This is a genomic window from Dyadobacter sp. 676 (genome assembly GCF_040448675.1).
Lineage (GTDB): Bacteria > Bacteroidota > Bacteroidia > Cytophagales > Spirosomataceae > Dyadobacter.
In genome coordinates this window covers 5,604,830-5,619,280 of the sequence record NZ_CP159289.1, presented here as the reverse complement: position 1 = coordinate 5,619,280, position 14,451 = coordinate 5,604,830, and the positions used below count along the sequence as shown (strand labels likewise).

The window sequence follows — 14,451 nt, the reverse complement described above, 5'->3', positions numbered from 1 at the left end:
ACTGGGACTATTTCCATTCGTCGAACTGCTCCATCTGCGCATTGCGCTGAAGCTCTACCGACGGGATCGGAAAACGGTTGTATTTGGCCAGATACACACGCTTCTTGCCATTGTCCGCATCCACCTCGCGGTAGCTGGCCACCGTATCCGCGACGACCACCGGCACGCGACCGGTGCAATTGATGCCATTCAGGACGGTGCGGGCGAGGTCCCAGCGACGCAGGTCCCAGTAACGGTGGCCTTCAAACGCAAGCTCGACCATCCGCTCATGCCGCAGCAGGCGCATGAAATCGTCCTTGCTACCGGCCCTCACATCCTGCCTGAAACCAGCGCGCTTGCGGACACGGTTCAGTGCCTGCAATGCCTGCTCTATTTTACCCTGCTCGGCCATCGCCTCGGCTTTGATGAGCAATACTTCGGCATAGCGCATGAAATAGAAAGTCAGCTCGCCCGGCTGGAAACCCAGGTCCTGTGTTTTGACAGAACCATCGAAAAATTTGCGCATATAGTAACCCGTACTCGTCGTGCCGCCGCCGATCGCATAACCATCCACACCACCCTCGCGGGTATCTACCGTACGGCCTTTCCACGAAGCGCCATGGTACAGGATCGAAGCATAAAACCGGGGCTCCCGGCCCACGTAAGGCTTGGCCGCGTGTGCGGGGTTAGTCCAGCTGAAATCGGTACCATCGGCCATTTGGTAAGCCGAAACCAGGTTTTCAGTCGGACTGACCTGCGAATAGCCCTTATCGCCCGGCGGACAGAAAAAGTAATCAAAAGAATAGCCGAAATTGGGCGACGAATAACCAAATTCCAGAATACTCTCTTTATTCTCCTGATGCAATGCCCGGCGCATCTGGAACAATTTGTCATAATCCGGATAAAGGTCGTACAGGCCCAGGGCGTCCAATGCATCCACTGCGTCGGAAGCTGCTTTCCAGCGTTGCGCGTATAGCATAGCCCGTGCTTTCAGGCCCAGCGCAGCACCTTTGGTGAGCTTACCGGTGAGCGTGGCAGGTACGGTTGCCGGCAAATGCGATGCGCCGAAATCCAGGTCGCTGGCGATGAAATCCCACACTTCCGCGGGTGTACTTCGGGCACGGGAAGGGCCGTCGGGCAGTTGGTCGAAGAGAATAATGCTAGCACCATAGCGTTTGGCCATCTCAAAATTGACATACGCCCTGAAAAAACGTACTTCGGCCTCGGCACGCATGCGAAGCTCTTCGGGAAATTTGCCCCCGTGCTGCCGCATTCCATCCAGGAACTCGTTGCAGGTGCGGACCCAGGTATAGCCCCAGTCCCAATTACCCAGCGGGTTTTCCCCCGGCGTGATCACCGACGAGCCCAATGTAAACAGGTTGGAGCTTGCCGATGGCGTGTTCATTTTCAGAATGTCCGAAAATGCGTCCTGGTTAACGTGGGGTGTGTAATACGTCTGCCCGATGAGCGGGTAGAATTTATTAAGTGACAGTTCCAGATTTGCTTCACTCGACCAGGCGACCTCCTCGCTATATACGTCCGTAAGCTCGGGGTCGATGTTGCAGCCCGAGAGCAGGACAATGCAACAGGAGATCATCAGGTTTATTTTTGAAAAGACTTTCATATTGTTAAGATTAATGGGATAGACAACCGCGGCTCAGAACGACAGGCTTAGCCCAGCTTCAAACAACTTTTGCTGCGGATAATAGCCCTGGTTCACATCCGGCATTTCCGGATCGAGGTAATCAAGGCCGGTCAATGTAAACAGGTTGCTACCGGAAACGTGGAGGCGCAGGTTCTCGATCTTCATTTTGCGCGTCAGCGAAGCAGGCAGCGTGTAGCCGATCTGCGCACTTTTCAACCGCAGATAGGAAGCGTCGCGAATCCACCAGGAGGAAAACTTCCCTCCGCTCTGTGCCGGCAGCGTGCTCAAACGCGGGTATTTCGCATTGGTGTTCTCCGGCGTCCAGGCCCCTTCGGCGAGGTATTTCGGCGAGTTGCCATCCTGGTAAAAGGCCATGGTGTAAAAAGTGTTGTCATAAACGCCCGAACTCGCATACAGCCCGGACAACGCCACATCCGCAATCGCAGCACCCTGAAAGAAGAGGTTGAAATCGAAGGCTTTATAGCCTCCGCCTACGTTCAGACCGAACATCATTTCAGGCGTACTGCTGCGGCCAATGGCCGTCCAGTCCTGGTCCCAGGTAATGCGGCCATCGCCATTCAGGTCTTTTAATTTCACCTCCCCTACCTTGCTCGGACCGAAGAGGGCGCTGTTGGCGATCTCTTCCTCGCTCTGGAAAAGTCCATCCGCCACAAATCCGTATTTCATGCCGATCTGGCGTCCGGTGCGGCGCAGGTGGTCGGGGACATTCACATTCTCAGTGGTTTCAATGACGCGGTTGCGGGCCCAGCTCACATTCCCCCTTACGTTATAATAAAAATCGCCCAGGCTCTTGCGGTGCGTCAATATAAGCTCGAAACCTCGGTTGTCGACCACCCCGGAATTGACGGTAGCCGGGTAATAGCCTCCCATCGAAGGCGGCATCAGGCCGCTCTGCGGTTGCAGGATATCTTTGGTCACATTATAAAAAACGTCCGCTTCCACGCCCAACAGGCCATTCCAGAGCGTACTCTCGAAACCAGCATTATAAGTGGTAGTTGTTTCCCATTTAATGTCCTTGTTCGGCACATTGTTCACGCCCAGCGAGCGAACGATCTTGTCGCCGATCAGTGCCACCGGGTCTGCGCCCATGGCCATTGTGCGGATGTAAGCATAGTCGCCCACGGCATCGTTACCCAGCCGCCCCGACGATATGCGGAGTTTCAGGTCGTTGACAAAATGGACGTTCTGCTTGAAAAAATTCTCGTCCGAAATCCGCCAGCCCAATGCGACAGCCGGAAAAAGTCCCCAGCGGTTCCGGGAGGGAAGGCGCGTCGAGCCGTCGTAACGGCCTGTGAACTCGGCCAGGTATTTGCCTTTGTAATCGTAGGTCAGACGCGACACATACCCTGCACGATGGAACATCGAGTGGCCGCCTTTTACGAGATCGTTGATCACCTCTTCCCCATAATTCAGGTCCATGATATCGGTAATGGGAAAGCCCCGCCGGCCTGCCGACATGGAAGTACCATTACTGCGAATGTACTCGTACAAAAGCATCCCACCCACCTTATGCGCTCCGAAAGTGCGGTTGAAGTTGATCGACGGCTGTACGGTCGTCTGCCACGAATCGGCGAACCACTGGTTGATGGTCGCATTGCCTGTGAGCGCGTGTCGTGCGTAAGTTTCCGTAAATGTGCGGGTCGCATTGTTGTATACCGAAAGCAGATAGGGTAAAACGGCCGCTTTGCGCATGCTGTAACCTTTATCGAATGCACCATTCACCTTCAGGTTCAGGCCTTCTATAAATGGCAGGTCGTATTGCAGGGTAATGTTGCCCTGCATATTGTTGGCACGGGTGTCCTGCTTACCCGAAAGGTCGCGCGCTGCGAGCGGGTTCTGGTTACCATTACCGGCGTTGAAGCTACCGACCGGCTTTCCCTCCGCATTGGTCGGGCGGAGGAACGGGTAAGACATCATAGCCTGGCTGAAAATAGATGCATACGTGTTGCCCAAACCTGCCGAAAGACCGGGCTGAGTGGTTGTTTCATCCCGCACAGCAATCCCGAAAGCCGCTTTGAAACGATCGGAAACCTGTGCGTCGATGTTGGCGCGGAAGTTATAGCGGTTGTTGCTCGTCCGCGCAATGGCGCCCTGCTGGTTATAGGAGCCCACGGACACGAAGTATTTAAACCTGTCGGAACCGCCGTTCAGGGAAAGGTTATTGGTATAAATCGGGGCCGATTTACGGAAAAGCAGGTCAAACCAGTCGGTATTACCGAAGACGCCCTTCTCAGGATCGCCATTGTTGATCCGTTCGATTTCTTCGGCTGTGAACCGGCGCGCAGTTTCCGCTACTCCGTCCATTTCCTGAGCTTTGTTGTACCAGCGGGCATATTCCGGCCCGTTCAGGAATTTGGGAAAACGCGTGTTAGAGCTGAGCGCAAGGGAAGAATTGAAGGTAATGGTCGGCTTTTGCACCGTGCCTCTTTTAGTAGTAACCAAAATGACGCCATTGGCAGCCCGCGCGCCATACACCGCCGCGGAAGCGGCGTCTTTGAGCACGGTTACGGATTCCACCTCGTCGGGGTTGATCTGCGGAAAACCCCGCTCGATGCCGTCGACGATGATCAGTGGGCTGGTGCCACTCAACGTGTTCATACCCCGCACCAAAAGCGACGCGCCGTCCGAACCGGGCTGGCCGCTGGATTGGCGCGTGACCAACCCCGGCAGGCGTCCCTGCAACATGGAAGATAAGTTGGCGGTAGGAGCCGTTTTCAATTCAGCCGAACTGACCTGCACTACCGAAGACACAATGCTTTGCTTCGTAGTAGCCCCATATCCCAGCACGATCACATCGTTCAGCGATTTGTTTTCGACTTCCAGCACTATTTTAATGTTGCCATCGCCTTTGACAGCCACTTCTTTGGAAACATATCCGATGAACGAAATCACCAATACATCGCCCTTTTCTGCCGGAACCGAAAAAATTCCGCTGGCATCAGTCGTCGTCCCGATCCCGTTGCTGTTTTTGACCACTACCGATGCCCCTACCAACGGCGTACCATCGGTATCGAGCACTTTACCCGTAATGGTCGCCTTCCGGATCTGTTCATTCGGCGCTTCGGCTTCCTGCTGGCGGACGCTAACCGGCTTCCTTCGCACAAGCACGGTAGCTTTGTCAACGGTATAATAAAGCGGCTGACCTTCCATACAGGCATCGAGGATCTTGTCCAAAGGCGCGTTGCTGGCGTTGATGGTCACCGGCCGGGTATCTTTCAGCTCGTCGGAGGCGTACAGAAAATCGACGCCCGTCTGCTTTTTAAGCATCCCGAACACTTCCCGGATAGGCGCATTTTTGACACGGATAGTGGCATTTTGGCCATAAACCGTCGCCGCGGCTACTTCCAGCACGCCGCACAGCACCATCATGAGGCACAGTTTCATAATGAGAATTAATTTCCTCCACGCCGAAATCCCGTTCCGGCGCAAGGGTACCACCCTTTCTTCGTACATTTGTTTGCTATAAGGTTATCCTTGAAATTGAAAATGTTCGCTGCATTTCGAATCGGGGGCCTAGCACAGCTTTCCCAAGCTGTCGTGCCGGAGGTGTTCCACCACTTCCGGCTTTTTTTCGGCCAGGGTCATAGTCGCCTATTGTTTTACCATAATTTTCTTCCCCTGTTGTTTAAAGTGAATATTACTCAGCTGCCCCAGATAGCTCAGCAGACCGTCAAGGTCTTTGGACTTTGAAAAAGTACCCCCGAAACGCAGCGGCGGAATATCTCCTTCATACACCACCTGCACGTCGTACCAGCGGGCGATCATCTTCATCACCGACCGGAGCTCCATGTCGTCGAACACAAAATATCCTTCTTTCCAGGCCAGCGAGCCCTCCACATCGACCCCGCGCACGGTCAGTTTGCCCGAATCGTTGCTCAGTGCCTGTTGGCCGGGTTTCAGTACAGCCTGCTTCCCTTCCCGGCTCACCAACACCTGCCCTTCGGCGAGCGTCGTGACTACATCCTCTTCGTCTTCGTAGGCGTTTACATTGAAATGCGTCCCTGTTACTATGATTTCCGTTCCGCCGGAAAGTACCTTGAATGGCCGCTTTTTGTCCGGGCTTACTTCGAAATAGGCTTCGCCGCTGAGCTCCACCAATCGTTCGTTTCCCGTATTGCCTGCCGGGTAGGTCATGCGCGTAGCCGAGTTGATCCAGGCAACAGTGCCGTCCGGCAGGGTCACCTTAAAAGTGCTTCCCCGCGGTACCAGCAGCGTATTCCGGCCCCCGGAAGCCCGGCCTGCGGAATCCTTCCGGTATTCCAGGTTTCCCTGGTCCGTTTTGAGGACTGTCATATCACCGTCCCTGGAAAGCACGCCCCGCGCCGCGCCGTCCACCAGCACCGACGAACCGTCGCTGAGCGTGAGCATTGCCTGCTGCGTTCCGGGCTTCACGGCCGTTTGCCTGTAATCCGCCACCCTATCCCGGCCATTTCCGGAGTGAAGTAACCACCATGCGCCCGCCACCATTAGCAGCGCCACGGAAGCCGCCACGCTCAGGTAACGCCACAGTCGCTCCGGATGACGATCCGTTTCCTTGATCTGCATTTGAATACCGTTCAGCATTTGCTGCCGTGTGTGCTCCCGCGCCTGTGCATCCGTCCATTTCCAGTCCGACTGCACGGAAGTCTGATCGAACCATAGTTCGAGCAGTTCTTTTTCCTTTTCGGTGCAAGTCCCTTCCCGAAACCGTCGCAACAGGTCTCTCAATTCTGGTTCATCCATAATCATGTTGATATCGCGTGCAGAACACCCGCCAGTGGTAAGTGCATAAAAAGAGGCGTAGGTAGTACCCGTCCTCCGAAAATTTTTGAAAATATTTTGGGGATCAGTGTACAGCTACCGTACTGAGCAGGACCGTAACCCACATGTGCTGTTCATCGAGAGCGCTTCTCAGGTGCTTCAATGCATTGTGGATCTGCTTCTTAACGGTTTTATCGGAGATATCGAGCCGCTCCGCGATCTCGGCGTAAGAGAGATGCTCGCGGCGGCTCAACAGGAAAACTTCCCGCATGCGCTCGGGCAGGCTGTCGATACACGCGTTCAGACGACGTTCCATTTCCGTCGCCATTAGCCCGGCCTCCGGGGAGGGCTCGTGGTCATTGAAAAAATGGAGCAGGGAAGTCCGGTAGCGGTCCCGGGAGAGGCTGAGACTGACGCTTCGCAACGCCTTATAGCGTGCAATACCCATCAGATAAGATTTAAGGGAGTAAATTTCCGGCAATTCGGCTCTTTTTTTGCCAGAGTGCGATGAAAGTCTCCTGTACCACGTCGCGCGCCTCGTCGTCGTCCCTGAGCACACGCATTACATAGAGAAATAACGGCTCCCAGTAACGATTGAAGATCTCTGTCAACGCTGCATTGCGGCTCTGGCGTATCAAGTCGAGGATCTCGATATCCCCTAACTGGCAGTATTGATCTCTTTTATTAGGAAAGCGGGTCACCAGAGGGCGTTGGGGTTTGGTTCATCAGAACAATCTGCAAAATAGCACAAAATTCCACAGACCAGGCGTTACGCAAGCATTAAATTTGGATACTATCCAAAAAACAAGCCAAATCAATCACCTGACCGAACTTTAAAAGAATATCATACCGCTCGGATGGCCGCTCAATCTGTTAAGCAGGGTTGCAAGGGAACAGCTTACTAATTTATTTGGATTGTCAAGACAAGCCTGGTATGCGGCTGCCAGGCGTCGTGAAAAGAAATGCTTCGAGCAAGACCTTATCCTTGGTGACGTCCGTCGTATCAGGCGGCAGATTCCTGGAATTGGAACTGCGAAATTACACGATTTAATGAAGGATTTTTTGCGTGGCCACCAGATAAAGCTTGGCCGCGATAAGCTACATAAGTTACTGAAAGACAATAATTTATTATTGTCGGTGATCCTGGATGCCTGCTCACGCAAAATTGTCGGCTGGCACCTGGACAAGACCATGCAGGCGCAGGGATCGGTACAAGCCTTGGACATGGCCCTGTTGTCCAGAACAAATCCTTCGCAACCGCTCATCCACCATTCTGATCGCGGCGTGCAATACTGCTCATGGAAATACGTCGACCGGCTCAGAAACGAAAACGTGTCCATCAGTATGGCTGAAAGCGGCGACCCGAACGAGAATGCAATGGCCGAACGGGTCTTCCGAACATTGAAGGAAGATTGTAAACTGAGAGGATTTCTTTCTTTTTCAGCAGCAAGCACTTCCATTGAACGAGCCGTTCATGCCTATAATAACCTTCGGCCGCACGCCTCAATCGGCTATCTAACGCCCACCAGGCGCGTCGACGGTCAGGCCCGCTCCCACTAAAATGGTATCATATAAAAAAGTGCGGTTCGAAAATATCCAATACGGCGCTCATTTTCAGCAAACTGGCTAGCTGTCAACGCTATTCCGTAGCATACGATGGCAAGTTCACTAATGCGGATACAATTCCACGGCTGGACCAACCCACGGTTCCGTTGGACGCTCAGAAATGATTTCCAACTTTTTAAATCGCTGGACGTAGGCATTGCGATTTATTCATACTGGGGGCATAAGGCCGCATACAACCAAAGGAAAAATCGCGACGGGTTTCTCGACAGAACCAGTTCGACAGTAGAATAAATTCTATTTGGCTAAGACACACGCCCAGGGCAGCATGATTCCGTTTTTCACCTCTACTTTAAATACGCTCATGCATTGATATCTTGCCGCAAAAGTTATAACCGTCATGAGAATCACATTCAAGTTCCTCATATTTTTTCTATTCTATTCGTTCGCCACTTTTGCACAGTTAGACCTCGTTACACCGTTTAAAGATTGCAACTCAACCGGCAGTATCACTATTTACGATTACAAAAAACAAAAGTGGATCATTAGTGATGAAGTGGATTCCCGGAGTGAAACCCAGCCTGCTTCAACATTCAAAATAATCAATCTGCTCGTGGCGCTTGAAACAGGAGTCATTAAGGATGAAAATGAGGTGATCAAATGGCCTGGTTCTACTGACACGACACTTTATGGCTACCGGCCGGAAATTTATAAAGACATTACCGTGAAGGAAGCGTTTGAGGTTTCAGCCGGATGGGCGTTCATTGAACTGGCAAAAAGGATCGGCCGTGAGAAATATGCACATTATCTCAAGCTCGCTGGCTACGGGAATGGAGATCTCTCCGAAAAAGGCGACGATTTCTGGAATTTCGGCGCGTTTGCAATTTCGCCACGCAATCAGTTGGAATTTCTGGTGAAAGTCTATCAGGGCAAAACGCCGTTTTCCAAAAAGAATCTGGTGGTTTTGAAAAGTGTTATGGTCAATGAGCAAACTAACGATTATACCCTTCGTGGCAAAACAGGGTGGACGCGCGTCGACGGCAATGAAATCGGGTGGTGGGTTGGATATGTAGAGCGGCAGGATAATGTTTACTTTTTTGCAACACGGCTTATCAAAAAAAGAAACGAATCGAATCCGGATTTTGGAAAATGCCGGAAGACTATTACAAACGCTGTATTAACGCAGCTTGGAGCTATGTAGGTGCCAGCTTAGCACTCTCTCGTATTTTTGCCTGCAAGCCGATGAAAACACTTTCCAGCATCCAATCAAATCAGCCAGCCGCGGCGCGGGCACGTTCCGCGGGTCCAGCCTGAAGATACTGTTGACGCTTTTGAGCTGTTCGCCATGGTCCTCCAACACGGCATAGGCATTTACCCGGACAAATGTTTAGTATAGACGGTCGTTTTACCAATTACATTCGCATCAGCTACGCATTCCGCTGAATCCGGAAGTCGAGCAGGCAATCAAAATTCCCGGCTCATTAGCCCAAAATTTGATCCTTCGAACGCTGCCGCATTTTGTGGCGGAGCCATCTGATTAACTTACAGCTCCTTTCGCATTTTGTAATTGGTGATCCATACTCCCCTGATCAGGTTATGGTTTTCATGCAATATAACAAAGCCCAATTTTTCGAAGAACGGTCTTGCGGTTTTGCTAACGTCGGCCGTAAGGCACCGGGCTCCCATTTGGATAGCCTTTTCTTGCAGCTGCGCCATCATGAGCTGGGCAACCCCTTTTCTAAGATGGTCTTTATGTGTATACATGAAGTCGATATAGTCGGTGCCTTTTAATGAAGCGAATCCTGCTATGTCGCCCCCCGATTTCCGCTACCAGAAAATACTGTTCGCTAAGTGCCTTATCCCAACGAAGCTGGTTTTCAGTTCCCCGTTTCCACGCCTCCCGCTGCTGCGCGTCGTAGTCATTTGAGCAAGTGTGGTCGATGGTTTGACGATATATTTGTTGTAGGCGGGCTTTGTCACCTGGCCAAACTTTGCGGACTATAATTTCCATGTTCATAGTTTAAAAGCGATAAGCCTCATTAATAAGGTAGTCAATGCTGTACTGCGAAATTACGCCACAGTATCCTGGTTTAGCATATCTATCTTGTAAGCGGATACATTTCTCCACTATCTTTTAGGCATAATTCGCTTCAAATAACTGTCATTTTTCAACGAGATCGCAATCCGTAACCAAGCCGTCGGAGGTGAGATGGACGAGTATATAGGTGTCCGGCTGATTGGACTTCAATTGGTAAGTTACTATTTCGCTTACTTCGCTTCCATGGCGTTGAATTCCCCGGCCTGCGACGTTTTCCGAATGAATAAAAGTTAATGATTTCAAAGTTTCCGGCTCCCGCATTCCTCCCGCAAAATCGCGTTTGGCTCCCAAAGTGAGGCCTGACGCCTCTTCTAATACTTCTCCACCTTTTACCATTGCCTGCAAAGCCGCCAGGATTTTGGGTGTGCGTGACGGATCCGGATCCGCATTGGTTTTATGGGCATTGGCAAGCGGCCCGATACGTGATACTTTTCGCTGATAGCCCTGATCATTGTCCTCAAGCGTAAAGCCTGTCACATTTCCATTAATATCGGAATTGAAGGTCACAGAAACGCTGCGGTCGGTGGATGTAAACTTATTCTTAGCGACGGGCACAAATTCTTCATCGACAAAACCATCCTCCAAGGTAAAAAGTCGCTGGTTTTCAGCTTCGAATGTGACCATTCGATTATTAAATAATTCATATCGACCTTCGAATGCCTTTAAAGTTTGGGAATCCACGTCTACCGCGACCGGTTTGGTCTTTACAGGAAATCCATCCCACTGGTAATAGTCAGCGATAAAATCAACGATCCTGCCCATCATGTGCGAGTTATCATTTGCATTGATCATGATCACAACGCCTTGTCCTTTGTCCACGCTAGCGGTAAGTAACGCATCGAAACCCTCGTCGCGCCCGTTGTGACCGAAGCGGAGCGTAGCACTGTCGCCCTGCAAAAAAACACCAAGCCCGTCCCTGTTTTTCTGATCTGTCAACATTTGGCGGGCCATGGACCGGGATAACGCACTTCCTGGTTTTCCGGCATAGGCATTCTGGATACTGATCGCGAATCGGGCCAGATCGGACGGCGTAGTCCACAATCCCGCTGCTGCCATTTCGGGATAAATGTGCCAGCGGCCGTCTACTAACCTTCGGTTGTTGTAATGGCCGGTTGCAGTCAGTTTTGCCAGTTCAGGAGGTAAAGGTTGTTGGTAGGTGCTATTTTCCATACCCAATGGCGAAAGCACATTATCTTTCATGAATTCCGGGAAATCAGCGCCAGTCACATCCACCATCAGTTGTTGCATGACGGTATAACCGCCACCCGAATACCTCCAGCGGGAGCCCGGTACAAAGTCTACGCGAACCGGTGGTGTATTGGCCGGGGCTGTCCCATCCAGAATCTGAACTACCGAAGGAATCTTCGCGCCCACAGGATATCCGGGGAATCCGTGCACTGTAAGACCGGCAGTATGACTGAGTATCCCGCGCAGTGTAACCTTTTTATCATTTGTAAATTCATTATCAGGGACCTTCCAGCTTTTAAGTTTTACATTAACATCCTCGTCCAGAAGAAGTTTACGATGTTCAACTAGATACAAAGCCCCCATAGCCGCAACCGATTTGCTAACCGAGCCCGCTTGAAACAAGGTACTGGTCGTGACAGGCACCTTGTTATCTTTATCAATAAATCCATATGCCTGGGCCTTCAGGATTCTTCCGTCCTGAATGATAGCCAGGGATAAACCGGGAATACGCCGCTTCTGCATCTGGCTCCGGATAAAATCGTCCAGATCATCCGCGTGGACGTGAAATACAACTAATACAAAGGAAAGAATCAGAAAGAGGCGATGGTTTTTCATGGATGTTTTGGTAAGAATGTTTTCAAAGTTTCAACCACTGCGGTGGCCACCACTACGGTCGGCCGCAAAGCTAAAAAGTCTCTATCCTATCGTCTGTTAATGACCTGTAAAAGAAGGTTAACGAAATGTAAATGCTGCTTTCACGACTGCTATGGATTTTGTTGGATATGCTATACAAAATGTTGCCTATACAACTGTCTTACAAAAACGCTTCGATTTTCTCGACGAAAGTGTCGCATCGGCTCGGCCTGATCGGGTCCTGATAGAGGCCGAGACCGGATAAAAGCAGGGTGACCAGGATTTTGTAACCTGATTTTGGATACAAATCTCCCGGATACTGTTAATTCTGCCGGACCGGGCTTCCCTAGTTTTGTACCGGTTAAAACAAACGAACACCAAAGTATGAAACTTGTGAAATTGGGAAGCCAGGGCCTGGTGGTACCTTCGATAGGACTGGGCTGTATGGGAATGACGGGCATGGCCCATATGGATATTTACGGTAAAGCGGATGAAGCCGAAGCCATTGCCACCATACACCGCTCGCTCGAACTCGGGGGAAATTTTCTCGATACGGCCGACCTTTACGGGCCGCTGGTCAACGAACAGCTCATTGCCAAGGCGACGAAAGGCCGCCGCAGCAGTTACCTTATCGCGACAAAGTTCGGGTGGGAAATCGATGACAATGCACAGATTACCTGGAAATTCCGGGCAGACAAGGCTTATGTAAAAAAAGCTGCGGAGCGCTCGCTTCAAAACCTGGGAACCGACTACATTGACCTATACTACCTGCATCGGCTGGACGCCGGGACGCCAATCGAGGAAACAGTGGCCGCTATGTCGGACCTGGTGAAGGAAGGCAAAGTGCGTTACATTGGATTGTCGGAAGTTTCGGCCGAAACCGTCAGGCGGGCCCACGCGATCCACCCGATCACTGCTGTGCAAACCGAGTATTCACTTTTCGAACGCGGTCCCGAAGAAGCAGGTATCATGCAAGCATTGGAAGAACTGGGCGTTGGCTTCGTGGCCTATTCACCATTGGGTCGCGGATTTATTTCGGGCGAACTGAAAAGCCCGGACGATCTGGCCGCGGACGATTTCAGGCGTGGTATCCCGCGTTTTCAGGGCGACCAGTTTTATAAAAACCTGGACTTACTGGCGGAAATACAGCGCATGGCCGGGCAGAAGCAGGTAACCTCGTCGCAGCTGGCACTGGCATGGACGATTGCCAAAGGCGCCGTGCCCATTCCTGGAACGAAACGCAGGAAATACCTCGAAGAAAATATCGCCGCCACTGAAATTGTGCTCAGCCAGGTCGAACTGGCGCGGCTGGAAGCAATTATCCCGCTGGGAACCGACACAGGCGACCGTTACGACCGATTTGGTATGGACGCAATAGACCGGTAGTCATCGTGCGGGCTGGGCAAAGTCCCGCACGTTGCTTATATTTAAACAATGAAGAAACAGGCCCCACACATTATCCATTCGATTGCCGAGCAGCACCGCGTTCTTGGTTTACCCGGGCCGGTGCACCCCCTGGTGAGCGTATTCGATTTTGACGAAATGGACCACGCGCGCGCCGATACCGGTAGCGAAATGCTCGTGATAAACATGTATTGTATTTCTCTCAAAAGAAATGTGACAGGTAAAGTGCGCTACGGGCAGGGTTTCTGCGATTTTGATGAAGGAATTATGTTTTGCACCGCACCGGGCCAGGTGAGCAGCAATATCTCCGGGGACCACAGGCCCAGCGGTTGTTGCGTGGTATTCCATCCCGATTTTATCAGGCGTCATCCGCTCGGTCGGCGCATGAAAGAATACAGCTTTTTCGACTATGCTGTCAACGAGGCGCTTCACCTGTCGGAACGGGAAGAAAGCCTGGTGCTGTCGGTCATGAAGATGCTCCGCGACGAAATCAGCGGGCGGGTCGACGCGTATTCCGAAAATGTGATTATTGCGCACCTGGAACTGCTTCTGAGCTACGGGCAACGTTTCTACGGCAGGCAATTCCTTACCCGCAAGCCCGCAACGAGCGACGTGCTCGTACGCCTGGAAAAGCTCTTGTCCGACTATTTCGCGAGCGACCGCCCCATGTTCGAGGGCCTGCCGACGGTATCTTACCTGGCCGGCGAACTGAATTTTTCAGACAGCTACCTGAGCGATCTGCTCAAAAATCTCACCGGACAAAACACACAGCAGCATATTCACCGGTTTGTGATTGAAAGGGCCAAAGTTTTACTCACCCAAACCCGGCTAACAGTGAGCGAGATCGGTTTTCAGCTGGGGTTTGAATTTCCACAATCGTTCAGCCGGCTATTTAAGAGCAAGACCAATATGACGCCGGTAGAATTCCGGGCTTCGTTCGACTAGGCCTGCCGGCAAACAACCCGACTGATTCATATTCAGTAGAAATGAACAGATATAATCAGGCTCTCAACCGTTCGAAATCCACGTCGTTTTCAACAGAAATCAAAGTGGGTAGAATTCGAGGAAATTGTTCGGGCCGTAAAAAACAGTATGATTAAAGCCCCACACACTTTTATGTTGACTTCTACAACTACTCCTCGTTCCCGAAATGCCCAAAACGGCTTTTATATCTAGGCAA

Annotated in this window: 11 protein-coding genes; 4 read left to right on the top strand and 7 right to left on the bottom strand. The window is 51.6% G+C overall.

All coding sequences use genetic code 11. The features are described 5' to 3' along the window. Positions 1-7: 7 nt before the first annotated feature. The 5 genes from ABV298_RS24905 to ABV298_RS24885 all read right to left on the bottom strand — a co-directional run bounded on the left by ABV298_RS24905 (position 8) and on the right by ABV298_RS24885 (position 7,086). Positions 8-1,603 carry a RagB/SusD family nutrient uptake outer membrane protein gene (locus tag ABV298_RS24905; RefSeq protein ID WP_353718840.1) on the bottom strand — a complete coding sequence of 532 codons (1,596 nt, stop codon included), beginning with the start codon at positions 1,601-1,603 and terminating at the stop codon, positions 8-10. A 33-nt stretch (positions 1,604-1,636) separates the two neighbouring features. Beyond that, the gene (locus tag ABV298_RS24900) at positions 1,637-5,029 is read right to left on the bottom strand and encodes a TonB-dependent receptor (RefSeq protein WP_353718839.1); all 3,393 of its coding nucleotides are present in this window, start codon (positions 5,027-5,029) and stop codon (positions 1,637-1,639) included. Between the two features lie 207 nt (positions 5,030-5,236). Beyond that, positions 5,237-6,367, bottom strand: coding sequence for a FecR domain-containing protein (locus ABV298_RS24895; protein ID WP_353718838.1), 1,131 nt, complete (start codon positions 6,365-6,367; stop codon positions 5,237-5,239). 103 nt (positions 6,368-6,470) lie between these two features. Next, positions 6,471-6,833, bottom strand: coding sequence for a sigma-70 family RNA polymerase sigma factor (locus ABV298_RS24890; RefSeq protein WP_353718837.1), 363 nt, complete (start codon positions 6,831-6,833; stop codon positions 6,471-6,473). A gap of 10 nt (positions 6,834-6,843) precedes the next feature. After that, positions 6,844-7,086 carry a sigma factor gene (locus tag ABV298_RS24885; protein WP_353718836.1) on the bottom strand — a complete coding sequence of 81 codons (243 nt, stop codon included), beginning with the start codon at positions 7,084-7,086 and terminating at the stop codon, positions 6,844-6,846. Positions 7,087-7,300: 214 nt separating this feature from the next. On the opposite strand from ABV298_RS24885, the gene ABV298_RS24880 reads away from it, so the two are divergent. Together ABV298_RS24880 and ABV298_RS24875 are read left to right on the top strand one after the other, a co-directional pair. Next, positions 7,301-7,945 (top strand): integrase core domain-containing protein, encoded by a 645-nt coding sequence (locus ABV298_RS24880; protein WP_353718835.1) that lies wholly within the window; start codon positions 7,301-7,303, stop codon positions 7,943-7,945. 403 nt (positions 7,946-8,348) lie between these two features. Then, positions 8,349-9,149, top strand: coding sequence for a penicillin-binding transpeptidase domain-containing protein (locus ABV298_RS24875; protein ID WP_353718834.1), 801 nt, complete (start codon positions 8,349-8,351; stop codon positions 9,147-9,149). Positions 9,150-9,490: 341 nt separating this feature from the next. Here ABV298_RS24875 and ABV298_RS24870 read toward each other — a convergent pair whose 3' ends face one another. Together ABV298_RS24870 and ABV298_RS24865 are read right to left on the bottom strand one after the other, a co-directional pair. Further along, positions 9,491-9,757, bottom strand: a complete 267-nt coding sequence (locus ABV298_RS24870; protein ID WP_353723251.1) for a GNAT family N-acetyltransferase — start codon at positions 9,755-9,757, stop codon at positions 9,491-9,493. A 352-nt stretch (positions 9,758-10,109) separates the two neighbouring features. Continuing rightward, positions 10,110-11,849, bottom strand: coding sequence for a serine hydrolase domain-containing protein (locus tag ABV298_RS24865; RefSeq protein ID WP_353718833.1), 1,740 nt, complete (start codon positions 11,847-11,849; stop codon positions 10,110-10,112). A 402-nt stretch (positions 11,850-12,251) separates the two neighbouring features. Between ABV298_RS24865 and ABV298_RS24860 the strand changes: the two genes are divergently transcribed. Then, positions 12,252-13,253: an aldo/keto reductase gene (locus ABV298_RS24860; RefSeq protein ID WP_353718832.1), complete on the top strand. Its 1,002-nt coding sequence runs from the start codon at positions 12,252-12,254 to the stop codon at positions 13,251-13,253. A 48-nt stretch (positions 13,254-13,301) separates the two neighbouring features. Then, positions 13,302-14,216, top strand: coding sequence for a helix-turn-helix transcriptional regulator (locus ABV298_RS24855; RefSeq protein WP_353718831.1), 915 nt, complete (start codon positions 13,302-13,304; stop codon positions 14,214-14,216). Positions 14,217-14,451: the final 235 nt, after the last annotated feature.

Bases quoted from the DNA above. Each gene is read 5' to 3' on its own strand.
- ABV298_RS24890 (WP_353718837.1), bottom strand. From the start codon at position 6,833: ATGGGTATTGCACGCTATAAGGCGTTGCGAAGCGTCAGTCTCAGCCTC.
- ABV298_RS24865 (WP_353718833.1), bottom strand. From the start codon at position 11,849: ATGAAAAACCATCGCCTCTTTCTGATTCTTTCCTTTGTATTAGTTGTA.
- ABV298_RS24900 (WP_353718839.1), bottom strand. From the start codon at position 5,029: ATGAAACTGTGCCTCATGATGGTGCTGTGCGGCGTGCTGGAAGTAGCC.
- ABV298_RS24875 (WP_353718834.1), top strand. From the start codon at position 8,349: ATGAGAATCACATTCAAGTTCCTCATATTTTTTCTATTCTATTCGTTC.
- ABV298_RS24895 (WP_353718838.1), bottom strand. From the start codon at position 6,367: ATGGATGAACCAGAATTGAGAGACCTGTTGCGACGGTTTCGGGAAGGG.
- ABV298_RS24860 (WP_353718832.1), top strand. From the start codon at position 12,252: ATGAAACTTGTGAAATTGGGAAGCCAGGGCCTGGTGGTACCTTCGATA.
- ABV298_RS24855 (WP_353718831.1), top strand. From the start codon at position 13,302: ATGAAGAAACAGGCCCCACACATTATCCATTCGATTGCCGAGCAGCAC.
- ABV298_RS24905 (WP_353718840.1), bottom strand. From the start codon at position 1,603: ATGAAAGTCTTTTCAAAAATAAACCTGATGATCTCCTGTTGCATTGTC.